This window comes from Microbulbifer sp., from assembly GCF_051659245.1.
Taxonomy (GTDB): Bacteria; Pseudomonadota; Gammaproteobacteria; order Pseudomonadales; family Cellvibrionaceae; genus Microbulbifer.
This window is the reverse complement of sequence record NZ_JBOFOC010000180.1, coordinates 1-26,936: the sequence shown is the minus strand read 5'-3', so window position 1 is coordinate 26,936 and position 26,936 is coordinate 1. Positions and strand designations below refer to the sequence as shown.

Here is a 26,936-nt window from a genome sequence, read left to right as displayed (position 1 = left end):
GCCATGCCCGCGATCGGGGTTTCCGTTTTTCAGACACTGATCGCGGGCATGGCCCGCTCCTACAAGATCTCTTCAAAACGGACGGAGGAAGGGACCCCCCTATAATTATCGGGGCTCGAAAGAGACACGAGGTGCGCCGCATGCACCGCCAAACCCGAACTAGAAATTGCAGTTAGAGTACCAATGTATCGATCCCTCGCCGCTACCCTGTTGACCGCCGCGCTGGCCTCCGGCGCCACCGCCAACCCCTGGGAAAAAGTCTCGCGCCCCTCCTCCCAGGCCTCCGCCAGCATCGGCACCTACACCAACGGCTGCCTGAGCGGCGCCGAACAGATGCCCCTGCGCGGCAAGGGCTTCCAACTGGTGCGCACAGGCCGCGACCGGCACTACGGCCACCCGGCTACCATCCAGTTTCTCAAGGATTTTTCCGCCCGGGTTGCGAACAACGGCCTGGGCCACCTGCAGATTGGCGATATGTCCATGGCCCGCGGCGGGCCCTTCAGTACCGGCCACCACAGCCACCAGATGGGACTGGACATCGACATCTGGTACTCCCAGGACTGGCGCGCCGCCGAGCGCCCGCTGAGCCCCTGGGAACGCGACAATGTCTCCGCCAAGCCGCTCGCGGACGCCCGCAATCACCGGTTGATCGAAAAGAACTGGGACGACAGGGTTCCGCAGATACTGCGCCTGGCTTCGGAGGACGCGCGGGTGGAGCGCATCTTCGTTCACCCCACCATCAAGCGGAAGTTGTGCAACATCGCCGGCGATGACAACGAGTGGCTGCGCAAGGTGCGCCCCTGGTGGAAACACAACTACCATTTCCATGTGCGTCTGACCTGCCCGGAAGGCGATAAATACTGCAAACCCCAGCGGCCGGTGCGGGGCAATCCCTGCGGCGAAGATCTGGACTGGTGGTTCAGCGACGAATTCTACGCACTGCTGCGGGACGAGGCACCGCCGGAGCCGCAAAAAGAACCGGAGAAGCCGCCCATGCCGCAGCAGTGCGCGCAGGTACTGGCGGCTCCCTGAACAGAAGCTGATTTATCATAGGCGGGGTGCGCCGCGGCATGTCGGCCTCGCACCGCTGCGAGCGCACGCCGCACCCTACGAGACGAGAAAATTATGAGCCAGCGAGTCCCGAGTCCCGAGTCCCGAGTCCCCTCGCCAATCAATACCCTGTTGATCTGCGGCGGTGGCGGCAGCGAGCACCAGGTCTCCCTGCGCACCGCGGACTTTATCCAGCATCGCCTGGCCGGGGTGCCGGATATCGCCCTGACCCGTGTTGAGATGGACGCCAACGGGCGCCTTACAGGCAGTGGCGGCGAAGTCTACCAGCTGCGCCAGGACCACCAGTTGTACCGGGAAGACGACAAAGCCCAACCGGTGCACTATGTGATTCCATCGATCCACGGCTATCCCGGCGAAACCGGCGACCTGCAGTCCCAACTGGATCTGTTCGGCATTCCCTACTACGGCTGCGGCCCCGAGGCGAGCAAGATCTGCTTCAACAAGATCACCACCAAACTCTGGCTCAGCGCCCTGGGGGTGGATAACACGCCCTACCAGTTCTTGTGCCGAAATGAGGCGGAGGAGACCGCCAAGGCCGCCATGGCGCTGCAGGAGTGGGGGCAGGTGTTTGTGAAAGCCGCCAGTCAGGGCTCTTCAGTGGGCTGTTACAAGGTAAATTCTGTGGAGGAACTGGAGCCGGCGCTGGACGAGGCCTTCCGCTATTCCCCCTATGTGCTGGTGGAGAAATGCCTGCGCGTGCGCGAGCTCGAAGTGGCCGCCTACCCCTACGACGGCGAACTGGTGATCACCCCGCCGGGGGAAGTGTGCCCGCCGCAGGACGCCTTCTACAACTACGAGGAGAAATACGACGACGCCAGCCGCGCGGTCACCCATGTGGAGGCCCAGGGATTGAGCGACGCCCAGTTGGGCTGGATCAGGGAGGCCTCCCGCCGCGCTTTTATCGGTCTGCAGTTGAAAGACCTGTCACGCATCGATTTCTTTCTCACCGGGGAAGGCGATATCTATCTCAACGAAGTCAACACCTTTCCCGGCATGACATCCATTTCCATGTTCCCCAAAATGATGGAGAACGCCGGCCACGACTTTTCCCACTACCTGAGCAGTTTGATCCGCAAAGCGGTGACCGCATAGGATGGGCACAAATCGGCAGGATTGCCGATTTGGACGCCACAGGCGCCCGCGAAGCGGGCGGGTGTCATGGATGGCACGAGTCAACGGAGCGAAGCGACGTGCCCATCTCCCGAAGCATTGATGGGTACGCTACGCTTTGCCCATCCTACAGAGGCTCGGATTTTTCGCTTAACATAGTGACATTCGGGGCGGACCTTGTGTTCGCCCGGCTCAACAAGTTCCGCCCCTACGACGCCTGCAGCCACCCCTCCCGCCGCCGGCGGGAAAACTGCCCTCGCAAAAACTCCATCTGGTCGCCGCGTATCCGCTCGTTGTTGATCAGCGCCAGGTATTCGGCGGCATTGGGGCAGAAGGGCAGTGCCAGCAGTTCCATATCGATGTCCTGCAGCAACCGGTTGCCCTTGTGCTGGTTGCAGCGGCGGCAGGCGGTTACCACGTTCTCCCAGACATCGCGGCCGCCGCGGGATACCGGCTGCACATGGTCGCGGGTCAGCTCCCGCCTGGGAAACCCGTTGCCACAGTAGAGGCAGGTGTGCAGATCGCGGGAAAAGAGCGCGCTGTTGGTCAGCGGCGGGCGCCGTCGGGGCCGCGCCATGCGATCGCCGCCACAGGCGATAATCGCCGCCAGGTCCAGGCTGGATCGTTCGCCGAGGCGGTTGATGCCGCCGCGCACGGTGAGCACCACCCCGCCGAGGGACCAGGTCACCAATTCCCGCACATACAGGCAGGCGGCCTCCTCCCAGCTCAACCACTCCAGCGGCTGCCCCGCCAGGTTCAGGCGCAGAATTCTCGCTTGCATCGGCTCGTCTCCCCTTCTTGAAACCCTTGGGGCGAACCTTCTGTTCGCCCAAAAACAAAGGCCCCACCGGCAGTCCGGCGGGGCCTTCTGTAGAAATTCACGAGCGTCGAACAGCATACCCGCCAGCGGTGTGGGGGCTGTATCAGGGCGGATATGTCCAGAGCTGACTTACTGAATGCCTCATCCTCCACCGGCTCGGTGGAAATATGGCCGGATTGCTCTGATTAAAGCGGAAAATCGTTACATTTTCCAGACAGGAATTGCTGCGGTGAAACCACTAAAAAATAACAAAACGGCGGGACCGCCGTTTTGTGCAGCCGAAGGCTGCTCGAAGGAAGGGCCAGGGAAATGGCTCGTAAAACACCGTCCGGGCAATCCCGCCCGAACGGTGCGTCTCACAGGATGGTGCCCGTGTCCCTCGGGCGAGCGGCACAATCCATTTATCCTTTGCCGCGGTTTGCAGTCCCTTTGCATCCCTGCACACTTTCATTATGGGCAGGGATGGGAAAAAAAGTAGAGGCAATCGGCTGAATTTCCTGTGCGAGATATCTCACAAGCCTGCGAAATATCCCATGGACGGTAGGCGGCGGAGGCAAGGAGGCGCCTGTTATGCAGGGAGGCGCCTGTTGTGGTAAAACGGGCACGTCACGAAGAGCGGCAACTATAACCGCAAATATTACGAGTTCAATCTCAAACCGTGAAAAACTTGTTGAAATATACGCTTATTTTCCTCGTAGCGTTGGGTGCTGGCGTGTCCACCATTATGTTCTTCGCACCGGGCGTCAGCGTACCCTGGAAACAACTGACGGGGGGCGCTGAAACTGATCCCCAGACGGTGGACAAGCGGCTGCGCACTCCCGCCGGTTTTCGCGTGGAGCTTTTTGCCGACACCGTGCCCAACGCCCGCTGGTTGGCCATCACCCGCCGCGGCGACGTCATCGTTTCCCAGCCCCGGCACGGACAGGTGAGCCTGCTCCGGGCGGACCGCAACGGGGACGGCCGCAGCGACGGCCAAAGGGTGCTGATCGACGGCCTGCGCCGTCCCCACGGTCTGTTCCTGCATGAGGACTGGCTGTATATCGCTGAGAGCAACGGCGTCGGCCGCGTCCCCTTCGACCACTCCGACGGCCGCCTGGCCGGCAGCTACCAGAAAATCGTCAGCGGCCTCGGCGACGAGGGCAATCACTGGACCAAGACCATCGCCATGGGGCCGGACGGCTGGGTCTACCTCTCCAGTGGTTCCACCTGCAACGTCTGCGAGGAGAAGGACCCGCAGCGCGCCACCATCATGCGCTTCAAACCCGACGGCAGCGACCTGGAAATCTACGCCACCGGCCTGCGCAACAGCGTGGGCTTCGACTGGTCCCCGATGGACGGAGGACTCTACGCCACCGACAACGGCCGCGACTGGCTGGGAGACGACTTTCCACCCGACGAGTTGAACCTGGTGGAAAAGGGTGTTTTTTACGGTTGGCCCTACGCCAACGGCGACCGGGTCCCGGATCCGGACCTGGGTGTCGACGCCGGCGAGGAAATCCAGCGCAAGATCGAAAACTCGCGCCCGCCGGTACACAACTTCCCCGCCCACAACGCCGCGCTGGGCATCCGCTTCCTGCGCAGCCCGGCACAGCCCCGGGACTACCACGACGCGGCGCTGGTGGCCCTGCACGGCTCCTGGAATCGCAGCGTCAAGGACGGCTACAAGGTGGTCTCCCTGCACTGGGACGATCGCGGCAACATCGAACAGCGGGATTTCCTCTGGGGCTTCCTGGATCGCGAGCGCGACGAAGTCAGCGGCCGCCCGGTGGCCATCGCCGAGGACGCCAACGGCAACATCTATATCTCCGACGATTACGCCGGCGCCGTCTACCGCGTCACCACCGGATCGCAAAATGCTTTCGCCGCTGCGGAGCGAAAACCGCGTATAAAAGCCCCCCACAAACCCCTGGCCATCGACAGCGGCGCGGCGCAACGGGGCGAGGAGCTGTATCGGCAACACAGCTGCGCCCAATGCCACGCCAAGCAGTTGGTACTGAACAACCTGGCGAAAAAATACACTCTGCAGAGCCTGGCGAACTACTTCGACACCCCCACGCCGCCGATGCCCGATTACGGCTTCAGCAGCGCGCAGAAGCGCGCCCTGGCCCACTACCTGCTTTCCCTGGAAGCGGGCAATTGACCCCTTACACGCCAGCGGCTAAGGTTGCGCGGCAATTAATACTCAAGTTTCGGGATTCGAGGGTCCTGTCAAAGGCGAAAGCCGGGGGAGTGCTTCCGGGACAGCCGTAGGGTGCGCCGTGCGCACCGAAAGCCCCGGGCCCACCAGCCTGGAGCGGTGCGCACGGCGCACCCTACGGTTGAACCCCGAAACTTGAGTTAATAATCCGGCGAGAAAGCTCGCCGGATTAGCAATGAGGCAAAGCAATGGCGGCAAAAAAGAAACCGGCAACCTTTGAGCAGGCGCTGGAAGAACTGGAAGAACTGGTGGAGCGCCTGGAAGCGGGCGACCTGCCCCTGGAGGAGGCTCTGGCGGATTTCGAGCGCGGGGTAAAGCTCACCCGCGAGTGCCAGCAGAAACTGGCCAGCGCCGAGCAGAAGGTCAAGGTACTGATGGAGGAGAGCGGCAGCATCCGCGAACTGCCGTTCGACGAGGATACGGGCGAAGAGGAAGAAACCTGAGTGTCCGATGCAGTATCCCCACCCTCGGAACTGGGCGCCTTTCTGCAATGGTGCTCGGGGCGGGTTGAAGCCCGCCTGCAAATGGCGCTGGCACCGGCCACTTCCGGCGCGGAAAAACTCTTCGCCGCCATGGAATACGCCGCCCTGGGGCCGGGCAAGCGCCTGCGCCCTGCACTGGTCTATGCCTGCGCACGCACCTTCCGCGCGGATAGCTTCTCCGCCGAAACCTGCGACGCGGCCGCAGCGGCCCTGGAGTGCATCCACGCCTACTCCCTGGTGCACGACGACCTGCCGGCCATGGACGACGACGACCTGCGCCGGGGCCGGCCCACCTGCCATATCCAGTTCGACGAAGCCACCGCCATCCTCGCCGGCGATGCCCTGCACACCCTGGCGTTCGAATTGCTGCTGCAAGGCGGAGCGGCCGCCGAACTCAAACTGCGCCTGATCCGCGAACTGGCCTGCGCCGCCGGCGGCCGGGGTATGGTGGCGGGCCAGGCCATCGACCTGGACTCCGTGGACAAACACCTCGACCTGTCCCGACTCGAACAGATGCACCGTCTCAAGACCGGCGCCCTGATCCGCGCCAGCGCGCGCATCGGCGCCCTGCTCGGGGGTGCCGACGAAGCCCGGCTGGCGGCGGTCAGCCGCTATGCCGAGGCCATCGGCCTGGCGTTTCAGGTACAGGACGACATTCTCGACGTCACCGCCGACACCGCCACCCTGGGCAAGACCCAGGGCGCCGACGCCGCGCGCAACAAACCCACCTACGTCTCCCTGCTGGGACTGGACGGCGCCCGCGCCAAACTGGAGGGCCTGCACCGGGAGGCGCTGGAAGCCCTGGCCGAAGTGGGCGGCGACAGCGACCTGCTGCGACAGCTGGCGGACTATATCGTCCAGCGCAGTCACTGAGTTGAATGCGGAATGATGAATGCGAAATACGCGCCCTGATATCGCGCTAGCCGGGATGCTCACCAGCCGCGAACCCGCCCGGTAACCGCCCAAGTCCAACCGCGGCCAAGAGCCTCTCCCATGGCACTGGGCCAGATCGCGCATTCCGCATTCCGCATTCATCATTCCGCACTGGTTTGCTTCTCCCCGCCACAGGCATACAATCCCCCTCTTACCTATCCGTTGCAATTGATACGTTTGATGTTCGACGAAATCCCACGCACACGCCCGCAGACGCCGCTGCTCGACGCCATCGATGAACCGGCGCAGATGCGCGCCCTGGACGAGCGCCAACTGCCGGAGCTGGCCCGCCAGCTGCGCGAGTACCTGCTGTACTGCGTCGGCCAGACCGGCGGTCACTTCGGCGCCGGCCTGGGGGTCGTGGAATTGACCATCGCCCTCCACTACATCTACAACACCCCGGAAGACCGGCTGGTGTGGGATGTGGGCCACCAGACCTATCCCCACAAGATCCTCACCGGGCGCCGCGAGCAGATGCTCAGCATGCGCCAGCAGGGCGGCCTGTCCGGTTTTCCCAAGCGCAGCGAGAGCCCCTACGACACCTTTGGTGTGGGCCACTCCAGCACCTCCATCAGCGCCGCCCTGGGCATGGCGCTGGGTTCTGCGGACGACCGCAAGGTCGTCGCGGTGATCGGCGACGGCGCCATGACCGCCGGCATGGCTTTCGAGGCGCTGAACCACGCCGCCCACACCGGCAAAGACCTGCTGGTGGTGCTGAACGACAACCGCATGTCCATCTCGAAAAATGTCGGGGGCCTGGCCACCTATTTCGCCAAGATCCTGGCCAGCAAAACCTACCTGTCCATGCGCGAGGGCAGCCGCAAGATACTCTCCGTCATTCCCAAGGCCTGGCAGCTGGCGCGGCGCACCGAGGAGCATGTAAAGGGCATGATCACCCCGGGCACCCTGTTCGAGGAGCTGGGCTTCAACTACGTGGGCCCGCTGGACGGCCACAATGTGCACGACCTGGTGCAGACCCTGCGCAACCTGCGCAGCCAGCGCGGGCCGCAGCTTCTGCATATCGTCACCACCAAGGGCAAGGGTTTCGGCCCCGCCGAAGAGGACCCGGTGGGCTACCACGCGCTGAACAAGCTGGAACCGGAACCGAAAGTACAGGTGGCCCCCTCCCGGGAGGGGCGCGGCGAACGCAAACCGCCCAAGTACCAGGAGGTGTTCGGCCGCTGGCTGTGCGACACCGCCGAGCGGGACGACAGGCTGGTGGGTATCACCCCCGCCATGTGCGAGGGCTCGGGCATGGTGGAATTCGCCGAACGCTTTCCGGAGCGCTTCCACGACGTGGCCATCGCCGAACAGCACGCGGTCACCCTGGCCGCCGGCCTCGCCTGCGAGGGACAGAAACCGGTGGTGGCCATCTACTCCACCTTCCTGCAGCGCGGCTACGACCAGCTGGTACACGATGTGGCCATCCAGAACCTGGACGTCACCTTCGCCATAGATCGCGCCGGCCTGGTGGGCGAGGACGGCCCCACCCACGCCGGCAGCTTCGACCTCACCTATATGCGCTGCCTGCCGAACCTGGTGATCGCCGCCCCCAGCGACGAGAACGAGTGCCGCCAGCTGCTCTACACCGCCTACCGCCACAACGGGCCGGCGGCGGTGCGCTATCCGCGGGGTACCGGCACCGGGGCGCAGATCGAAGAACAGATGACCGAACTACCGCTGGGCAAAGGGCAGTTGGTGCGCGAGGGTGCCGGCGTGGCCATCCTCAGCTTCGGCACCCTGCTGACCCCGGCGCTGGCCGCGGCGGAGAAGCTCGGCGCCACGGTGGCGGATATGCGCTGGGTCAAGCCGCTGGACGAGCAGTTGATCGACCAGCTCGCCGCGGACCACCACCTGCTGGTCACCCTGGAAGAGAACGCAGTGGCCGGCGGCGCCGGCAGCGCGGCGACGGAATACCTGAATTGCCGCGGCACCCAGGTGCCGGTACTGCAACTGGGCCTGCCGGACAGCACCATTGAGCACGGCAAGCACAAAGACCTGCTCGCCGGCATCGGCCTGGACGCGGCGGGCATCGAGAGGCAGATTCGCCGGCGGCTGAAAAAGCGGGCCCCGGGCCCCAAGACCCGGGACCCGGAATACCAAATCCACAAACTGCTGTAGACCATCCCCGGGACCGCGGAGCTCCAGCTCCGCACCGCGGGCACAGCCCGCGCCTCAGTTTTACCAATTACACGGGGAGCACCATGACCAACTTCGCCAAATCCCTACTCTTCTCCACCGCCCTGCTCGCCGCCAGCGCCTCGGCCATGGAGCAGAACGCCTTCGACAAAGCCTTCGACGCCCTGCCGAAGAGCGATTCCAGCACCCAGCTGAAAGCCCTGCAGGACCTGCGCTACCGCTGGGCCATGGAGAGCTTCCCGGAGAACGCCACCTACGAGGGCTACCGGGGCCAGGACAATCGCTGGACCGACACTTCCACGGAAGCCATCGAGCGCCGCCGGGAACAGACCCGCCGCCTGCTGGCCGCCAGCCGCCATCTCGATAGCGAGAGCTTGCCCGCGGCGGAGCAACTGGACTACCAACTGCTGTACCAGGACCTGCTGATGGAGGTAAAGGGCTTCCAGTTCCCGGGCCACCTGCTGCCGGTCAGCCATATGGACGGCATCCAGCGCAATGTACCCAGCGTGCTGAACAGCATGGCCAAACGCACCGCCGCCGACTACGAAACCATTCTCACCCGCCTGGAGAAACTGCCGGCGCTGATACAGCAGACCCAGGCGCTGATGCGCCAGGGCCTGGAGAAGAAAATCACTCCGCCGCAGATCACCCTGCGCGACCTGCCCGGCCAGATCCGCGCCCTGATCCCCGAGGAGCCGAAGGGCAGCCCACTGCTGAAAGCCTTCAACGAAATGCCGGCCGGCATCTCCTCCGCCCAGCAACGCCACCTGCAACAGCGCGCCCATGCCCTGTACCAGAGAGACCTGGTACCCGCCTGGCGGAACATGGCGGAATTCGTCGAGCGCGAATATATCCCCGGCGCCAGGGTGGACACCGCCTTCACCAGCATGCCCGACGGCCTGCGCTGGTACGCGCACCAGGTGCGGGAAAACACCACCACCACCCTGACCCCGGAGGAAATCCACCGCATCGGCCTGGCCGAGGTGAGGCGCATCCGCGGCCAGATGCAGGCGGTCATTGAGAAGACCGGCTTTGACGGCAGCTTCGAGGAATTCACCGAATTCCTGCGCACCGACCCGCAGTTCTACCACACCAGCAAAGAAGAACTGATGAGGGGCTACCGGGATATCGCCAAGCGCATCGACGGCGAGCTGCCGGCCCTGTTCGGCACCCTGCCGCGCCTGCCCTACGGGGTGAAGCCGATCCCCAGCTACTCAGAGAAATCCCAGACCACCGCCTACTACATGCCCGGCTCCAATGAAGCCGGCCGCGCCGGGGTCTTCTTCGCCAACACCTACAACCTGCCCAGTCGCCCGAAATGGGAAATGGAGGCGCTGACGATGCACGAGGCCATGCCCGGCCACCACCTGCAGATCGCCCTGGCCCAGGAGCAGGAAGGCCTGCACCCGCTGCGCCGCAACGCGGGCTACACCGCCTATGTGGAAGGCTGGGGCCTCTACTCCGAGAGCCTGGGCAAGGACCTGGGCCTGTACCGGGACCCCTACAGCGAGTTCGGCGCCCTCACCTACGATATGTGGCGCGCGGTGCGCCTGGTGGTGGACACCGGCATGCACCAGCTGGGCTGGAGCCGCGAAGAGGCCATCGAGTTCTTTATGAATAACAGCGCCAAACCCCAGCACGACGTGACCGTGGAAATCGACCGCTACCTGGTGTGGCCGGGGCAGGCCCTGGCCTACAAGCTGGGCCAGCTGAAGATTAGGGAGCTGCGCGCCAAAGCGGAGCAGCGACTGGGCGAGCGCTTCGATATCCGCACCTTCCACGACCAGCTGCTGTCCAGCGGCGCAGTGCCGCTGAACGTACTGGAAGCGCGCATGAACGGCTGGATAGAGGCGCAGAATGCAAAGGCCGCCGGCACCCCCGCCAAAGCGGCTGTGGCGGGCCAGGTCAGCGCAGGCTGACGGCTTACAGTATGCGGGTGGAGGGGGTTTACGTTTATGAAGACTAAACGTATCTGCTCACCCCTGTAGGAGCGGGCCATGCCCGCGAACAGAGGCCGATCGCGGGCAGTTACGACTAAACGTCAGAAATAGCATTCGCAGGATGGGCAAAGCGCAGCGTGCCCATCAAAGCCACGAAAGATGGGCACGTCGCTTCGCTCCTTTGCCCATCCTACTGAATTCATCGACTCGTTATACCGGCGTAGGAATGTCATGCCGGACTTGATCCGGTATCCAGTTCAGTGGCCCCTGGGTTCCGGCCCGCGCCGGAACGACGAGAGCGCGATGTAGGGACGAGCCTTGTGTTCGCCCTCGGCGGACCTGCGGTCCGCATGCCGAGCTGGAGCTCGGCGTTCCCAGGGGGCGGGTCTGCGGCCCGATGGCGGAGCTGGAGCTCCGCGGTCCCGGGTCCCGGGTCCCGAGTCCCGAGTCCCGAGTCCCGAGTCCCGAGTCCCGGGTCCCGAGTCCCGAGTCCCGAGTCCCGAAAACTATAACCCCATCTCCCGCACCAGGTGCCCGGCGCCGTCCACGTGTTCCATCACCCACAGCATATAACCCACGTCCACGTGGATGGCGCGGGTGCTGTCGGTGAAGTCCCAGTCGGCGTTGATGCTGTCGTAGGTGCCGTCGAACACCAGCCCTACCAGTTCTCCGCGGCCGTTCAGGGTGGACGAACCGGAATTGCCGCCAGTGATATCCACGGTGCTGAGGAAATTCACCGGCACCGAGTCCAGCCGCTCATCGTAGTAGCGGCCGAAGTCCCGCTTGTCGATGGCGCTGAGCAGTGCCTCCGGGGCGTCGAAGGGGTCCTCGCCGGTGTATTTGGCTTCCACGCCGCGCAGGGTGGTAAAGGGCACGAAGCTGTCCGCGCCGTCGTTGCCGTCCGCCGCCGCAGTCACGGTACCGGTGGGTGGGGTGTAGCCTTTCACCAAGCCGTAGGTGACGCGCAGGGAGCTGTTGGCATCCGGGTAGACCGGTTTGCCCTGCTGGCGGTAGTAATCGATCAGCAGCGCCATGTACTGCGGGCGCAATTGGGCGAAGCGCCCTTCCATGGATTTTTCCCGCTGCTCCAGGGCGAGCATATCCTCGTACACGGTCACCGCCAGCTGGATAAAGGGATCGTCGCTGTCGGCGAAGTCCGCGGGCGCTTTGCCGATCCAGGCGAGGCGCTCGTCCGCTTCCCCCAGGCGGGTGTTCGCATACATCTTGTCGAGCACCGCGTCCAGATCGGCATCCTCGCCGTCGATTTCCAGGAAATCGTCGAAGCTGGCGATGCGCTGTTCCTCCGGCAGCGCCAGGTAGCGCTGCAGGAAGTAGAGCCATATCTGCCTGTCCACCGCCGGGTGGAAGCTGCGCTCTATGCGCCTCATGCCCTCGGTAAAGCGGGTCAGGTCCCGCTTTTGGTAACCCGGTTCGCGCTCCGCATCCGGCTTTTCACTTTCCACCGCCAGCCGGTACAACTTTCGCGCCGCGCCCAACATGGCGGAGCGGTCCATGTAGTTGAGCACCAGGTCCCGCTCGCGGGTGGACTGCTGCTCCGCTACCAGTGCGTCCAGGTCGTCGATGGTGGATTGGTATTTCTCGCGGCGCTGCCCGTCCGCCTCCACCCAGGACTGCAGGTCTTCCTCCAGCTTGCGCTTGCGCGCCAGCAAGTCGCTGCGCCCGTAGCCCTCCATCATGCCGGTGAAGTTCTTGGCATAATTGTTCAGCCCCGCCACCAGGCTGGCGTATTTCAGTTCCGCGTCCTTATTGCCGGCGGTGGCCGCGGCGATGGTTTGCGACCACTCCTCCAGTACGCGCTGCATGGTGGGGTAGTACCAGTCGAAATTGCTCTCCACTTCCTGCGCGGTGCGGTAGCGGTTGGTGCGCCCGGGATAGCCGGCCACCATTACGAAGTCCCCCTCCTCGGGCCCCTTCGCCGCCACCGGCAGGTAGTGTTTGGGCTTGTAGGGCACATTGTCCTGGGAATAATCGGCGGGCTTGCCGTCTTTGCCCACATAGGCGCGGTAGAAGGCGTAGTCGCCGGTGTGGCGCGGCCACATCCAGTTGTCGATATCACCGCCGAACTTGCCGATGGAGGACGCGGGCGCGTGCACCAAGCGCACGTCGCGGATTTCCAGTTGCTTGACCAGGTAGTAGTCCAGGCCGCCGTAGTAACTGTACACCTCGCAGCGGTGACCCGGTTCCTTTTCGCACTCCGCCACCAGCGCCTTCTGCGAATCCTCGATGGCCTTGAAGCGCGCGGCGCCATCCATGTCGTCGGACAGGCGGCTGTTCACCCTGTCGGTCACCTCGTCCATGGCCACGGTCACGTAGACGCGCGAACCGGGGGCCGCGGGCAGTTCCTCGGAGAGATCACCGGCGAGAAAACCGTTAGCCAGCAGGTCCCGGTCCTCGGTGGAGTTGTAGGAGATAGAGCCGTAGGCGCAGTGGTGGTTGGTAACCACCAACCCCTTGGGGGACACGAAGGACGCGGAGCAGCCGCCCAGGCTGATCACCGCGTTCATCGGGAAGTCGGTGAGCTTGGTCATACCCGCCGGGTCCAGCTCCAGGCCCAGGCGATGCAGCTCATCCGCCAGTTCCGGCAACTGGTGCGGCTGCCACATGCCCTCGGTGGAGTCGATTGCCACCGGCGCGGGGTCATTGGACTCGGCGCAGCCGGCGAGTAGTGCCGCGGCAACTGCAGCCAGGGTGAATGAATGCTTTATTGTCATGGTTACTCCGGTCTTTTTTATGTTCTGAAGATTGTACAGAAATACCCGCCCGGTTCGCGGCGGCTCGCGAGCCGATATCGGTATTGCCCTACTCGTCTTAGGTATCCCCTAATGATGCTGAATCCGTGCAGTATCGGCCCGCTTGATCGCATCGATCACAATGCCGGGTGTCAGGACCTGCGGAAGTATGCTGACGGTCTTCAACGACGACCCCTTGGGGAAATACAGGTACAGCGGAACACCGGCACGGCCATACATCTCCAGCCATCGGGTGATTACCAGGTCTTCGGTCGTCCAGTCGCCTTCCACGACGCGGATGCCGCGGGAATTGAATGCTTCCGCCACCTGGTCTGTCGCCAGTGCAACGCGCTCGTTGGCTTTGCAGCTTATGCACCAGTCGGCCGTGAAGTAAACGAACGTCGGTTGCTCAGCGGCGATATACTCCTTTACCCGATTCTCATCGAAGTGCTCGAGCTGCAGGCCGCCCAGTTTTCCCGCGGATTCGTCGCCTGCTGCGCGTGGCATCGTCTTGCTGGCTTCGACCTGCGTGAACGCGAAGATTGCAGCCAATGCGCCGGCCATCGCCGTCGGGTACCAGATTCCCTTCTTTCTACCCGAAGCGCCTTTGCCGTAAGCCCACAGCGCAAACGCAACCGCCGTTGCAGACAACAGGCCGACAAACATCGACGTCGCGCCAAGCTGCTGACCGACGATCCAAAACAGCCACAAGGCCGTGATGAACAGCGGAAATGCCAGCAGGTGCTTGAAGGTTTCCATCCACGCGCCCGGCTTCGGCAGCATACGGCCGAGTGCAGGCACGAAACTCAGAACGAGATAGGGAAACGCCAGGCCCAGACCGAGCGTCAGGAAGACGGTGAGGGAAACCGCTGCCGGCTGCGTGACCGCGTAGCCGAGAGCCGCCGCCATAAACGGCGCCATGCACGGTGTTGCGACGACGACAGCCAACAAACCGGTGAAGAACGCCTCCTTACGTTCTCCACCTTGCGGGAGCCGCCCGCCGACGCCCATGATACGCGTACCGATTTCGTAGACACCAAGAAGATTGACGCCGACCGCCACCATCAACAAACCCAGGCCGACAACGACGGGCGGATGCTGCATCTGGAAGCCCCAACCGACGGCTTCGCCCGCGGAACGGAGGGCGAGCAGCAGCATCGCGATGGCAGCGAATGCCACGAGGACACCGGCGGTATAGATCACACCACTCTCGCGCGCTACACGTTGATTCCGGCCACCCAGGTTCACGAGGCTCAACGCCTTCATGCTCAGAATGGGGAAAACGCAGGGCATCAGATTCAGGATGATGCCGCCGATGAATGCGAACACGACCGCACGTACGAAACCCGGGCCGCCGCCTGGACCCGTCGAGGCGGGAACGGACGCGGGCGTCGATTTGGCGATGTCCAGGGCCACCGCCCTGGCATTGCCGTCTGCAGCCGTAAAGGTCAGGACCGCTCGAGTCACTTCCTCGCCGTCCGGGTTCGACGATGCGTTCATGACGAACGACAGACCCCGGTCCGTCATTGCCATTGACTGGCTGTCGTAGCGAACGAGATTCCTCGACTCGATAAACAGATAGGCGTCGTCAAACCCGAGCCGCGCGTCTGCGGGTGCAATATCGATCGACACCTTGCCGCCGGCAATCGAGAAACTCGCCGGCCATTGTGCGTCCTCCGGAATCGCGCTGCGTGCCTCAGTGAAACGCCGCGCAACCTTGGCATCTACAGCCCCATCGCCAACGGGCAGAGAAACAGACACATTGGCACGGTCAGGCACACAGATCTCGTCGTCGCAGACCACCCATCTTGCCTTGCCGCGAATATCGATCGTCTCACCGGCGGTGAGTCCGCCCGGCACGGCAAGGTCCGCAAGAAGGAGAATGGGTTCCTCGTAGCCGTAGGTATTCAGCTCCCCCAACGGCAGCCGGTGCGGTGCCGGAAACGCGAAACCGCCCGCCGCGAATCCCTCGGGCAAATGCCAGGCAACCGACGGCTCTTTGCCGGCGTCACCCGGGTTGGACCAATACGCGTGCCAGGCCGGGGCCGGTTCGAGGTACAGTCCCAGTGTGATGGTCCCGCCGTCTACCGGTACCGTGGCCTGCTCGGCAATCAGCTCAACCGTCGTATAACGGGTCTTCTGCACCGCGGCGAGCGCTCCGGCCCCTGTAACCAGAGCGCATACCAGCGCCAGCCCCGCGAAAACCCGTCGTCTGAGCGATGCTCTCGTTGCCGTGGCGCGCATCGCGTTAGCGTTCCCGTCCGGCTGTGACGGCCGCGATTTCGAACAGTCCCGCAATCGGAAGTGCCAAAACCACGATGCCGATGACCAGTCTTAACATGGCCGTAATCTCCTCATAGGAATCTTGAACAAAAGGTTCGAATATCTGCTTCCTGCTCCGCAAATTTCCGTGTCCTACATTAAGAGACAACCAAAGGGGCGCCCACCCCAGTGATTCACGGAAAAATTCCGGCTGGTGCGACAATGGCGCGCGCCTGGAGAGCCGGGCTGAGGCGTTACCGGCTCGCCGGCGGCGCGCCTGTGAGGAGAAACCTGCCGTCGTCGGTCGCTGCGCCCAGCGCATCAATGCCCGCCGCTCGCCGGGCGTCCGATCCTGCTCGGTCTGGCTGCGGTTGCTGCCCCTACCCCGTTTTGCAGGCGTCACCAGTGCGCGGTGCTTACTGTTGGGAGCGAACACGCCATGGAAGCGGGTGAGATTGACCCTTGGCCCGGGCACCAGGGCCGCCAGCCGGGCAATAAAATCCAGCGGCCCGACAAAATCGCCCGCCCACCGTCATCAAGAACGAATTGCCCAACCACCTGATAATGCTGGATTAATCGCCATGACTACCGGAAAACTGAGCCTGATCGCCACCGGCGCCCTGCTGCTCATCCTGGCCGTCTACGCCGCCAGCGGTGCCTTCTCGCGAGGCGATGAATCCACGGGCGGGGAAAGCGCCTCCCGCCTGTCGCGCCTTTTCCCCGGCGGTGACGGCAGCCTGGAGCAGCGGATGCGGAAACTGGAGGAATCCCTGGAAAAGTCCAACCGGATCCAGAGCCAGCTGCTGGAACTGGTGGACGAATTGCGCCGCGGACTGGAGCGGCACCCGGCAGATCTCTCCCCCGCCGCCACCGCCGGGCTGCGCCCCGGCGACAAGATCATCTCCTACAACGGCGAGCGGGTTTTCCATATGGGCGAACTGCACAACCAGGTCTACCGGGTGGAGCCGGGGAAAACCGTGGCGGTGGAAGTGCAGCGGACGGGTAGTTCCAGCCGAGAAACCATCTACGTACCCAGCGGACCGCTGGGGATTCAGGGCTGAGAGCGCACCCCCTTCTCCTTGGCGTTAGCCACCTTGCGCCGCGAACCGGGCATGTTTTCCTCGTCACCCCCTCTCCCCCAAGGGGGAGAGGGGACTTGCCGGGGTGAGCGGTTACGGTGTTTACAAATGTTTGTGTTTTATAAGAAGCCGTAACTTGTTTTCCTTAACCTTCTATCATTTAAAATTTTCTGAGGTTGTTTCGAATCCTAACAGGGCCCAGTTTTTGTTTTTAATAGCTGTCAGGATTTCTTCGGATCGATCCACTATCATATCAACTTCATATTGATAAAAATGGTCCGCCAAGTCCTTTTCCATAACATCAATGGAGCAATGAACGTTCTCTATACACGCTAAATACCCTAATGCATAGCCATCTACTGGCCCTTTGTAGCCGGAGTTAATCGGGAAATCACCAATTTTAGAAGGCTCAATAAAACTTGTATAGTAACTGTGTATCGATTCAAGAATACCATGCCTTAATATGGGATCATTATTTGATTCATTTAGCGATGAAATTATAAGGGATTCAACTTCTGCTTGATTTGTTGAATCGGGATTTTCAAGCGCCAATGTCAGTGTCGCCAATTGTAGCCCATTGGAAGAGGAGGTGGCTAACCATTCTTGTGTAAGTTCCCAAAGATTCTTTCCCTTAAGTTCCAACAGGAGTTCTTTGCAAGGGTTAAATAGCCTCTTGATGTCAATCAACATGTCGTTGGATATTTGACCAGACTTTTCCAGTTTACGAATATCCTCTTCGGATGACACCGGTACGATTCCACATCTTTCAATTATTTTGGAAATATAATATTGAGAGACCCGATCACCATCTTCGGCGCTATTTATAAACTTGTTATACGCATCTATCGCAGGCACATTGAAAATTGATAAAGACGAAAATGTGTTATCGCTGGAGACATGGTGTTCATTTTTAACTGGAGATCGCCTGATTTTATCAGCTAATTTTTCTTCTGCATTGATAGTTGGATTGATAGTATTTGTCTCAGCTTTATCGATTGGCGGGCTATGATGCTTCGTATCACTTTCTGGCTGAATAAAAATATATGTCCCAATGACAAGAAGGGGCAAAACGACTGTGACTATATAAATTCTATAAGAATAAATGTCTTTCATTTCGAGCTGACCCTTGCAGTAGTTAATGTGTATATTCACTCAATACTGCTAAAGTATACATCGACAATTTTTAGTTTTTTAGGACCTCTTTTAGGTTCTATGTTGGCCCAAGCCCAGTACGGGAGTAAGTTGCCATATTTATCAATTTTATCTTTGGTTGCTCTATAAGCTATATCTATAGAACTCAAGTATCGGAGTTCAGATCGGCAAAAATTCACCGCCAGAACTCCGTCAGTCGTGCTCCAGCTGTAGCGTAAACGCATCCAGCTGGAGGTTTCGAACAAAGAAATCATTTACTCGTTGATCTACGAGATCCATCACTTCTTGCCAAGCACGATAAACTTGTAACCGTCGCCTTCGGAAAAATACAGCCGCTCGCGGTTTTGCTGCAGCCAGGCCGCCCATGCAGCCGCATCCTTGAAAGACTCGTTGGTGTAGCGCAGCAACAGCTCCCGCGCCATCTTTACCCGGTCGCCCTTCTTTAGCATCTCCACGGCGGTGTCCAGCAGCCTGACGTCGCTGTTGGCAATCCCCAGCGCCTTGGCTTCCTCGTCGACGTCCATATCGTCGTCGGCCGGGAACAGGTAGTCCATGTTCTCCGCGAAAAACTTTTCATAGGCCTCGAAGTCCTTGCCAAACTTCGTCCGTATGGTCTGCATGCCCAGGGGCAGGGAGTCAAGAATCGCCTGCCGGGTCACCGGAGATTGCCGGTTGCTCCTGAGCGCCAGCTTCTCCTCCAGGGTCAGAGTCTCCCCGGCCTGCTGCCTGGCCTTTGCACGCTCCGCGATCCGCGCCTGCTTCTGGCGGCTTCTCTCGAGCATTTCCAGGTAACGGGCTGAACCTTCTTCGGAGAGCCTCCACTGCAGCTCTCGCAGTTCCGGCCGCAGCGAAACACTCTTGAGCCGGCGCGTGATCTGCGGGGTGCCGTCGAATGGAGCGATGTAATGCACGGCATTGACAAAGGCCAGCCGGGCGCTCGGTGTCAGGGACGGCGGTGACGCGGCAAAACCCCAGTGCAGGAAATTGGCATGTCGGCCGATCGCCGTGGCCTCCACGCCGCTGCGGTTGACACCGCCGGAGATCCACTCGGCATCGACGCCATTGTCGAAGCTATGACCCGTGGAAACCACACCGGCGGGGAAACCACTGCTCTGCCTGTACCCCTCCGTCTGCACCCGCCACATCGGCAGGGTGGGGCCCAGATCGCGGCCGGTGTGGAAATACTTGTAGTCGCTGGGTGTGTCGATCTCCTCCAACCGCATATCGATCTTGTACGGCCGGTTGAAGATGGGATGATCTAGCTTCATGCCATGGGCGTGGGTATCGAGACGGCCCCAGTTATCGATCTTCAGTTTCCGCCCCTCGCCGATCAGCGCCGAGGCCCGGCCGATCATGACCGTGGCGGCCCGGTACTTTTTATACAGGTATCCGTTGAATATGGGACAGACCTTGCCGGTGGCGTCCGGCGGCGGCATTGTCGGCACCAGCTCCTGCGGAAGCGCGTCAAAAATGGTTACATCATGCTTCGCAGACATTGATTGCTTGTACTGCTGGCCAAAAACCACCTCGACGTTCTCGAAGTGTTCCTTCAGGAAGCTTTCCCATTCCGCGCTCCTGGTCTTCCGTAGCTCGCTGGCACGCTCCGGGTCTGACGTAAACGGATCCACTTCATCGACTGCCGGGGCCTCGTTGGGATCGGGCCCCACATAGAGAATGCGCAGCGGCGATTTTTTCACCGCCTCCGCCGCCTGCGTGCCGCCTGCCAGGGCGAGCAGTGCGCAGCCGAGCAATAAGATGCCGGCGGCGCATGCGGACTTCACCTTGGAAAAACCCATGTTTTCACTCCTCACTGTATTTTCATCCTGTCGTACTGATCGCGGTTCTTCGAGTCAGAAGCTCTTGCGCACCGTGAGGCTGTAGCGCCTCATGCGTGGATCGCCATAACTTGAATAGTTCAAACCATATGCGAGGATGGGCGGCTCCTGGTCGAATACATTCTCCACCTTGAAGTCGAGGGTGGTATTGCCCAGCATTTCCCAGCTGTCCCGCGGTAAGGTGAAGTCATAACGCAGCGAGATATCGTGATAGACCTGGGAGGGAACTTCGGCCGCGCCCTGGAACCTGTGTTGCCCGCAGCCCAACTGCAGGCAATGGGATTCGGTATACTGCGCGTTCCAGCTCAGCGTGAGCTGGGGGCTCGCGACCCAATCCAGCCCCATGTTGCCGGTCAAGCGCACCGGTCCATCCCCTTCGCCCACGTAATTGATCGGCGTCGCATCCGGCTCCAGAGTCAACCTGCGCGTCAATTCCTCCTGCAGAGTGGCCACTACATAGGTACGCAGTGTCCCGTAATTGCCTAGGTTGCGGGTGTAATCGATCTGGATATCGTAGGCCTCCGCCCGGGTGCGGGCGAAATTGTGAAAGCTAGTGTTGAGATAGGTGATCGGCCCCTCCCAGTCATCGGGATCGCCGGGCAGTTTCGGGCCGCGGATCACCCGCCCGGGCAGAAGCTCCTCGAATTGCAGAACCTCGAATTCTGACAAGGAACGGATCTCGTCGGTTTTGTCGATCCGCGTGTAGTCCACCGAAAGGCGCAGGCCGGGCACAAAGCGCGGCGTCAGAATAACGCCGAACGACAAGCTCTCTGACTCCTCCGGCCTGAGATCGGCGTTGCCGCCGGTGACCTGGGTCACGTCGTTATGCTCGGCAATGAATTCACCCAGGAATTCACCCCCTCGCTTCGGGTCCACGCCGCCGAACCCCAAACCTTGAGGAACCACAGATTCGTACGGGCCAACCTGCGAAATATCCGGTGGCAGATAACCCGTGCCGAAGCTGGCTCGCAAGGCCACATCCTCGCTCGGTGCGAAGCGGAACCCGGCCGTCAGGTCAGTGGACCTGGTCGAGTTCTCCGCGTAGGGCAAAGGACCCTCGGGCACCGTCGGTTCGGGGGTTCGCTCGATGATGGCCTCCTGGGCGACGCCGATGGTCGTTTGGCGGTCCATGCGCCCGGACAGCTGGAAGGATAGCTCGCGCGCAAACCGCATGCTGTTGCGCTCACCGATCAGCGGCGCATTGAACTCCAGGTACAGCGAATCCACCTCCAGCTCGCGCTCCGGGCTGTAGTAATAGGTGATGCCGCTGGGGTTATCTTCCGTCTGCCGGAAAACATCCGCGCTTCTAAAGAACGAAGCTTCCATCGTCTCCATGCGCCGTTCCAGTAGCGCAGACAGATTCAGGGCACCACCGGGCAGCTCGTAGAGCGGCCCGGACAGACGCAGCGTCCCGGTCTTGAGTATGGTGTCGTTCGGACCGGAAACCTCTGCGTCCAGAGCCTCGGAACTCAAATAGGGCCCGAAATCGAGCGGTGCCCCTTGCATCACATCGAGCGCTGGACGGTCATCGACAGGTTCGCCGATTTCCAAGCTCACCAGCCCGTCCCGATCGAGAGCGGCATCCGACAGGGTGTCCGTCACGCGGGCGCGACTCCAGTCTAAGTTGGCACTCAACATCCAATCATCGGACAGGCGCATGATGGTTCCCAGCGAGCCCTGCAGGGTCTCGGACAAAGACCGGTATTCACTGGCCACTGCGGGGTCGACGGGGAATGTGACGTTGATGTCCTGCTGGAAGGGATTGTTCGGCGCATCCGAGAGAAGGAGTCTTTCGTTTGGAATAGCCGACACAGCCCCCCGGCTCTCGTTGCGGTACATGGTCATATCCAGATACGCATTGAACCGATCGCTGAACTCGTGCCGCAAAGTGACATTCGCGGAACTGGTTTCCGCCGTGTTCACCAGGCTTCTTTGCAGCCCCTTGAGATCATCCGCCAGCTCCAGGTTGAACTGGCCGGCATTGGCCACCAGCGCATGACCGCCATCGCCTCCGTTATATCCCTCCGGAACGAAGGTGATCGACGATCCCAGCGGCGTGCCGTCGTCGAGCACCAGATCCGGAATGCCACCCGAAAAAGGGTCAAAAGCCGCCTGCACGTTGGGAGTCGCGCCTAGAGGCACCGTGGGGGTGAGAAAAGTATCCTCCACCTCGTTGAAAGGCACATTCCGGTTGCGCAGCGCCCGGCCTTTCCGCGCAAAGTCCCGCTGTCCCACCAGCAGCGGGTTGGTGTTCGCATGACTGGCCGAGAAGGTCACGCTGCTCCTGTCGCCCAAAAAGAAACTGCCACCGAGATCCAACTGCCGCTTGGATCCGCCGCCAGCCTCCGTGCCTTCAAAGCTTGCGGCCACATCGAAGCCCGCATAGTCGCGCTTGCGAATGATATTGATGACCCCGCCGGTGGCGCTGCCTCCGTAGATGCCGCTGGCCGAGGATGGCAGCACTTCGATGCGCTCGATCGAGGCCATGGGGATACCGTTGATGTCAGGCTGGCCAGTCTGCCCTTCCCCCAGAGACACAGTGGGCATGCGCCTGCCGTCCACCAGAATCAGCGTCTGTTTCGAGCCCAGGCCGCGGAGATCGAATGTGGAGCGGGTATTGCCTCCCTCTCCATCAAGCCCACGGCTATCTCTGACGAGCTGACTCTGTGAAAGCCTTTGCTTGTTCATCGGCAGACGGGTGCGCAGAAAGTCCTCCAGGCTGCTCGCCGCTGATCTGTCCAGCGCCTCTTTGTCGAACACGACATAGGGTTGGATGTCGTCCTCGGTGCGCTGAATATCGACGTTGAGGCTCGTCGAGCCGTAGACCACGATCTCGGGGATGGATGGGATCTCGTCCTCGAGCATGGCGCCGTATCCTTCATCGGGTCCCCCGGTTGCGGAAGCCGGCATCTCCGAGATGCGCGGCGAGGGCTTGCGCACTACGATGACGTCGCCCGCCGTTAACTCGAATTCGAGAGGGGTGCCTTCGAGAATCTTCTGCAGCGCATCACTTGGCGAATAGTTGCCGCTGAGCTGCGGAGCTTCCATCTGCCGCACCTCGCTCTCGGAGAAGATGACCTGCATGTCGGATTGCGCCGCGAACTCCTTGAGGGCGGAGGAAAGGGATTGAGATGCGATCTGGTACGAACGCGGGGCCGGCTCAGCGGCAACGGCGGGGATGGCCGCGGTGCCGACGAACAGGGCGCAGGCGACGGCGAGTGGCTTTAAAGGTTTGGATACTAAAGGTAAAGGTTTAGACATTTTTATTATCCTTCAGAGATTATTATTATGATGTCTACATCTTAAAGACACACGAGATGCCGCTCACCCCTATGATCTTCGATGTGGCTCGATCGAAACCGCGGATTGTTCGAGCCCAAAAAAGCATCTCTCGGCGAGCGGCTGGTGCTCTTTCAACTACAGGTTGAAAGAGCACCAGGTCCGTGACGCGCAAGCGCCACGACGGTCAGCCCTGGCACTTGACGAGGTGAGCCCCGAACGCTTCGGCGTCCGCAAAGCCGACCAACTGGCATTCTTCAAGCTCCAGTCCCTGCGCGTCGTAGAAAACCATCACCGGCAGACCCGCAACTGCAAAACGCTCCAGCAAAGTCTCATCTGCGTCGTCGATCTCGCTGATGTCGACCCTCAACAGCGCGTAGTCTTCGAGCGCCTTGCGCACCCCCGGATCCGCGAAGGTTTCCCGCTCCATCTGGTGGCAGGGCCCGCACCAATCGGCATAGAAATCCAGCATGACGCGACGACCCGCCTTTTGTGCCGCGGCGACCGCTGCATCGAGCTCGGCTGCGGTTGCGATCGGCTGGAAGGGTTGCAGTTCACCCTCCGGTGTTTCCATGGAACCCGCGGCCAGCACCCCGCATGCATGCAGGGCGGCCAGCAGGAGCAGGCAGGTTCGATACGGCACTTTCATGAAGAAGTCACCTCTCATGGTTTCACGCCGGCCTTGACCAGCACGATCTTCTCCGGGTCGATGTACTTGCGGATGGCGGCATTCACCTGATCCACGTCCAGCGCGGCGATGGCGCGTGGATACTCGTCCAGCCAGGAGAGCGGCCTTCCGCGTTCCAAGACCTGCATAATCGCGGCTGCAACGCCGCCAGTGCCGTCGAACCCGATGCGATATTCGCCAATCATGGCGGTCTTGCGCATCTCCAGCTCTTCTGCGCTCACGCCTTTCTTCCACCACCGCTCGAGCTCGCGCCGCGTGATCGCGATGCCTTTGTCGAGCAGCTCGGGGGCGAAACTGGCGGAGATGCCCCAGCTCCCGTCGACGTATCTGTCCCCGGACGTGAAGCTCCGAATGCCGTAAGTCAGCCCCTCCTTGTCCCGCACCGTGGACATAAGGCGGCCCGTAAAGCCGGAGCCGAGGATCTCGTTGGCGACGGACAAGGCCAATGCATCCTTATCATTGCTGCGCAGACCGGTCCGCAGGCCCCAGGCGACTTGCACGCTGGAAACATCCGGCATCGGGATGGATTGGATCGCTGCCGCTTTGACGCGGGCCCGCGGCGCCTCACGGACGTAATCCACGCCTCCGCTCCAGCCGGCGAACTCGTCTCCCAGGAGCTTTTCGAGGTGCGCCCTGTCCAGATCCCCCGCGAACACCATCTTCATAGCCGCGGGGCCGTAGTATTTTCGATGAAAGGCTTTGACGTCCTCCAGCGTCAGCTTCTGGAGATCCGCCTGCAACTCGCGGATACTCGGCTCCCGATTGGGATGTCCCTCGGGATAGAGCAGGCGCGACATCGCCCCGCTCGCTCGCATACCGGGATTGCTCTCCAGGTTGCTGAGCATCCCCTCCCCGGCTTTTTTTACCCGCTCGAATTTCTCCGGTAAAAATGCCGGCGAACGCAAAGCCTGGGCGAAGAGCTGGATCACGCGCGGTAGATCCTCCGTGCGCGACCGCAGGGAGAAGTACAGCGCATGTCGATCGGTCCAAAACTGGATCCCGGCGCTTTTCCTTACCAGCTCTTTGCGAAACTCGTCTTCCGTGTCGAAAGTCGTGCCCGCCGTGAGCAGGTCCGACGTCACCCCGGCGACCGCCAGATTGCCGGCCCGCTCGGCAAGTAGATCGCCCGCCGGCAATGAGCCCATGACCGTGACGACATTCTTGACCTGCATGGGATAGGCATAGACCTCGATCCCATTCACCTCCATCTCCACGATCCGTTCGGCCATGCCCGCCCAGGCCCCGGGCGCCACGAGGATCAGAACCATCCAGAGTATCGAGTTGAAACGCTTCATTTTAGGACTCCGCTTCATTTTTGGACTCCAGCGGCACGAACAGACCTGTCGTGCTCTGATCTTCGACGAGATACTTCTTCGCGACGCGCTGCACGTCCTCGGGGGTGACCTTCTCAATGTCCTCCCCAAACGTGAACGCCCGTGTCCAGTCACCGATGGCGGCCCAGGAGACCAGACCACCCACGACCCCCATAGTGCCGTCGCGCTTGAACGCCCGACTGGCACGCTCGCTTTCGACCACGGTCATCACTTCCTCGGCCGTGACGCCCTCACGCTGAATGCGTTCGATCACGGCACCTATACCTTCTTCGAGCTGCTCGTGCTTCACTCCAGGTGCCAGGTCCGCACCCACGATGAAGGAACCCGGATCTCGCTGGAAGTTGACGTAGGCACCCGCCGAGGTGGCCAGGGATCCGTCGACCAGAGCCTTCTTCATTCCATGGGTCTCGCCCGAAGTGAGAATCCAGCTCAGCACATTCAGTGCCGGCATGTCCGTGTGCAGGCCATTCGGCACCTTGTAGAGCGTCATCACCTGGCCCACACCGCCCTCGCGCTTCGTCACCACGCGGCGGGGCCCGGTCTGCGGGGGTTCCCGGGTGTAGGGCTGGGGAATATCGTGGGATGGTGTGCCGAGCTCGCCGAAATGTTCCCTGAGCTGAGCGAGCACGGCGCGAGGCTCGAAATCTCCCACCAGGCTCACGACCGCATTCTTCGGCCAGTAATAGGTGTCATAAAATTCACGCAGCTTGCCGATCGATACGTTCTCGATGTCGCTGCGCCAGCCAATCACCGGGTGGTGATAGCCCTGGGCGAGAAACGCCGTGGCGAAGACCTGCTTGTTCAGCTGACCCTGGGGACTGTTCTCGCCTCGCTCGAACTCATTGCGCACCACGGTCATCTCGGCCTGCAGATCGGCCTCGCGCAACAACAGATTGCGCATGCGGTCGGCCTCGATCCGCATGTATTCCTCCAGATACTCGGGGGCCAGTATTGCGTAGTACACGGTGAGGTCTTGTGCGGTCATGGCGTTGAACATGGCGCCATGTCGTTCCAGGTAGTCGCTGATCCCATTGCCCTGCTGGCTATCGAATCGCTTGGACCCTTTGAACATCAGATGCTCGAACAGGTGAGCAGCCCCCGTGGTGCCGACACCCTCGTTCCGGGAGCCGACGAGATAGGTCACCTGCATGTTGACGACCGGCGTGGAGCGATCGGGGCTCAGCAGGACGGTCAAGCCGTTGCTGTCCAGCCGGTATTCGTCAACGCCTTCCAGGGATTTGATCCAGGTGTAGCCGGGCGCTGGAGCCCTATCCTCCGAGTCCGCGATCGCGGCAACAGGACCCAGGCCCAATGCGGCCGCTGCGAGCAGCGCACACAAATGCCTGGTTGTCCTCCAAGTCGGAAACAATCTCATATTACCTTCCGGATTATTGTTGTTGAATGACTCAATGAACGAGCTCACTGGCTGGTGCCGCCAAGTGGTCTCTGCCGATGGCGCTGTCGTATTTGCGTGCTTCCTGCTCCGCAAATTCCCGTGCCTTACATTAAAAGACAACCGAAGGGACGCTCACCCCAGTGATTCACGAAAAAAAATTCCAGCCGGCGCGACAATGGCGCTGGAGGGCTGAGGCGCTACCGGCTCGCCGGCGGCGCGTCGGTGAGGAGGAACCTGCCGTCGTCGGTGCGATCGACGTGCAAGTCAACGAGGGCCTGCAAGCCCTCGACGAACAAGTCGTTCCTGCCGGCCTCAAAGACGCCACTGATACGGGCGTTCTGGAGGCGCGGCGCGTCGAGCACGACCTGATCGCGGGAATAGCGATTCGCTTCGGCGATGGCATCGCTGAGGGGGGTGTCGGCGAAATCGAGCTTGCGCTCGTGCCAGGCCGTGGCGCGCGGCAGATCTG

18 protein-coding genes and 1 pseudogene are annotated in these 26,936 nt (G+C 61.6%); 8 read left to right on the top strand and 11 right to left on the bottom strand.

Annotated elements, in window-relative coordinates; genetic code table 11:
- Positions 1-183 precede the first annotated feature (183 nt).
- Both mepA and ACRC0P_RS17015 read left to right on the top strand, forming a co-directional pair.
- On the top strand, positions 184-1,032 hold the full coding sequence (mepA, locus tag ACRC0P_RS17020) for a penicillin-insensitive murein endopeptidase (RefSeq protein WP_438632494.1): 849 nt from the start codon (positions 184-186) through the stop codon (positions 1,030-1,032).
- Positions 1,033-1,125: 93 nt separating this feature from the next.
- On the top strand, positions 1,126-2,163 hold the full coding sequence (locus ACRC0P_RS17015) for a D-alanine--D-alanine ligase (protein ID WP_438632493.1): 1,038 nt from the start codon (positions 1,126-1,128) through the stop codon (positions 2,161-2,163).
- Positions 2,164-2,389: 226 nt separating this feature from the next.
- On the opposite strand, the gene ACRC0P_RS17010 is transcribed toward ACRC0P_RS17015, so the two are convergent.
- Positions 2,390-2,962: an HNH endonuclease gene (locus tag ACRC0P_RS17010; protein ID WP_438632492.1), complete on the bottom strand. Its 573-nt coding sequence runs from the start codon at positions 2,960-2,962 to the stop codon at positions 2,390-2,392.
- Between the two features lie 751 nt (positions 2,963-3,713).
- Between ACRC0P_RS17010 and ACRC0P_RS17005 the strand changes: the two genes are divergently transcribed.
- From ACRC0P_RS17005 to ACRC0P_RS16985, 5 genes are all read left to right on the top strand, one after another.
- Positions 3,714-5,141, top strand: coding sequence for a DUF7133 domain-containing protein (locus ACRC0P_RS17005; RefSeq protein ID WP_438632491.1), 1,428 nt, complete (start codon positions 3,714-3,716; stop codon positions 5,139-5,141).
- Positions 5,142-5,386: 245 nt separating this feature from the next.
- On the top strand, positions 5,387-5,641 hold the full coding sequence (gene xseB / locus ACRC0P_RS17000; protein ID WP_438632490.1) for an exodeoxyribonuclease VII small subunit: 255 nt from the start codon (positions 5,387-5,389) through the stop codon (positions 5,639-5,641).
- Positions 5,642-6,553, top strand: a complete 912-nt coding sequence (ispA, locus tag ACRC0P_RS16995; protein WP_438632489.1) for a (2E,6E)-farnesyl diphosphate synthase — start codon at positions 5,642-5,644, stop codon at positions 6,551-6,553.
- 240 nt (positions 6,554-6,793) lie between these two features.
- Complete coding sequence (gene dxs, locus ACRC0P_RS16990) at positions 6,794-8,734, top strand: 1-deoxy-D-xylulose-5-phosphate synthase (protein WP_438632488.1); 1,941 nt, start codon at positions 6,794-6,796, stop codon at positions 8,732-8,734.
- A gap of 83 nt (positions 8,735-8,817) precedes the next feature.
- Positions 8,818-10,671 (top strand): DUF885 domain-containing protein, encoded by a 1,854-nt coding sequence (locus ACRC0P_RS16985; RefSeq protein ID WP_438632487.1) that lies wholly within the window; start codon positions 8,818-8,820, stop codon positions 10,669-10,671.
- A gap of 527 nt (positions 10,672-11,198) precedes the next feature.
- On the opposite strand, the gene ACRC0P_RS16980 is transcribed toward ACRC0P_RS16985, so the two are convergent.
- The 3 genes and pseudogenes from ACRC0P_RS16980 to ACRC0P_RS16970 form a co-directional block, all read right to left on the bottom strand.
- A complete protein-coding gene (locus ACRC0P_RS16980) occupies positions 11,199-13,424 on the bottom strand; it encodes a S46 family peptidase (RefSeq protein ID WP_438632486.1) in 2,226 nt (741 codons plus the stop codon).
- Positions 13,425-13,532: 108 nt separating this feature from the next.
- Positions 13,533-15,587 carry a protein-disulfide reductase DsbD family protein gene (locus ACRC0P_RS16975; RefSeq protein WP_438632485.1) on the bottom strand — a complete coding sequence of 685 codons (2,055 nt, stop codon included), beginning with the start codon at positions 15,585-15,587 and terminating at the stop codon, positions 13,533-13,535.
- A gap of 421 nt (positions 15,588-16,008) precedes the next feature.
- Positions 16,009-16,212, bottom strand: a pseudogene (locus ACRC0P_RS16970) (transposase); the annotation flags it as partial.
- 73 nt (positions 16,213-16,285) lie between these two features.
- On the opposite strand from ACRC0P_RS16970, the gene ACRC0P_RS16965 reads away from it, so the two are divergent.
- A complete protein-coding gene (locus ACRC0P_RS16965) occupies positions 16,286-16,765 on the top strand; it encodes a PDZ domain-containing protein (protein ID WP_438632484.1) in 480 nt (159 codons plus the stop codon).
- A gap of 174 nt (positions 16,766-16,939) precedes the next feature.
- On the opposite strand, the gene ACRC0P_RS16960 is transcribed toward ACRC0P_RS16965, so the two are convergent.
- The 7 genes from ACRC0P_RS16960 to ACRC0P_RS16930 form a co-directional block, all read right to left on the bottom strand.
- Positions 16,940-17,935 (bottom strand): hypothetical protein, encoded by a 996-nt coding sequence (locus ACRC0P_RS16960; protein WP_438632483.1) that lies wholly within the window; start codon positions 17,933-17,935, stop codon positions 16,940-16,942.
- A gap of 278 nt (positions 17,936-18,213) precedes the next feature.
- Positions 18,214-19,731: a hypothetical protein gene (locus ACRC0P_RS16955; RefSeq protein WP_438632482.1), complete on the bottom strand. Its 1,518-nt coding sequence runs from the start codon at positions 19,729-19,731 to the stop codon at positions 18,214-18,216.
- A 54-nt stretch (positions 19,732-19,785) separates the two neighbouring features.
- Positions 19,786-23,031: a TonB-dependent receptor gene (locus ACRC0P_RS16950; protein WP_438632481.1), complete on the bottom strand. Its 3,246-nt coding sequence runs from the start codon at positions 23,029-23,031 to the stop codon at positions 19,786-19,788.
- A gap of 205 nt (positions 23,032-23,236) precedes the next feature.
- Complete coding sequence (locus tag ACRC0P_RS16945; protein ID WP_438632480.1) at positions 23,237-23,716, bottom strand: thioredoxin family protein; 480 nt, start codon at positions 23,714-23,716, stop codon at positions 23,237-23,239.
- Entirely contained in the window at positions 23,713-25,032 is a 1,320-nt protein-coding gene (locus ACRC0P_RS16940; RefSeq protein WP_438632479.1) for a M16 family metallopeptidase, read from the bottom strand. Before ACRC0P_RS16940 ends, ACRC0P_RS16945 begins: the two co-directional genes overlap by 4 nt.
- Before the next feature lies 1 nt (position 25,033).
- Positions 25,034-26,446 carry a M16 family metallopeptidase gene (locus ACRC0P_RS16935; RefSeq protein ID WP_438632478.1) on the bottom strand — a complete coding sequence of 471 codons (1,413 nt, stop codon included), beginning with the start codon at positions 26,444-26,446 and terminating at the stop codon, positions 25,034-25,036.
- Between the two features lie 218 nt (positions 26,447-26,664).
- Positions 26,665-26,936: hypothetical protein (locus tag ACRC0P_RS16930; protein WP_438632477.1), on the bottom strand; the 272-nt coding region annotated here is incomplete at its 5' end.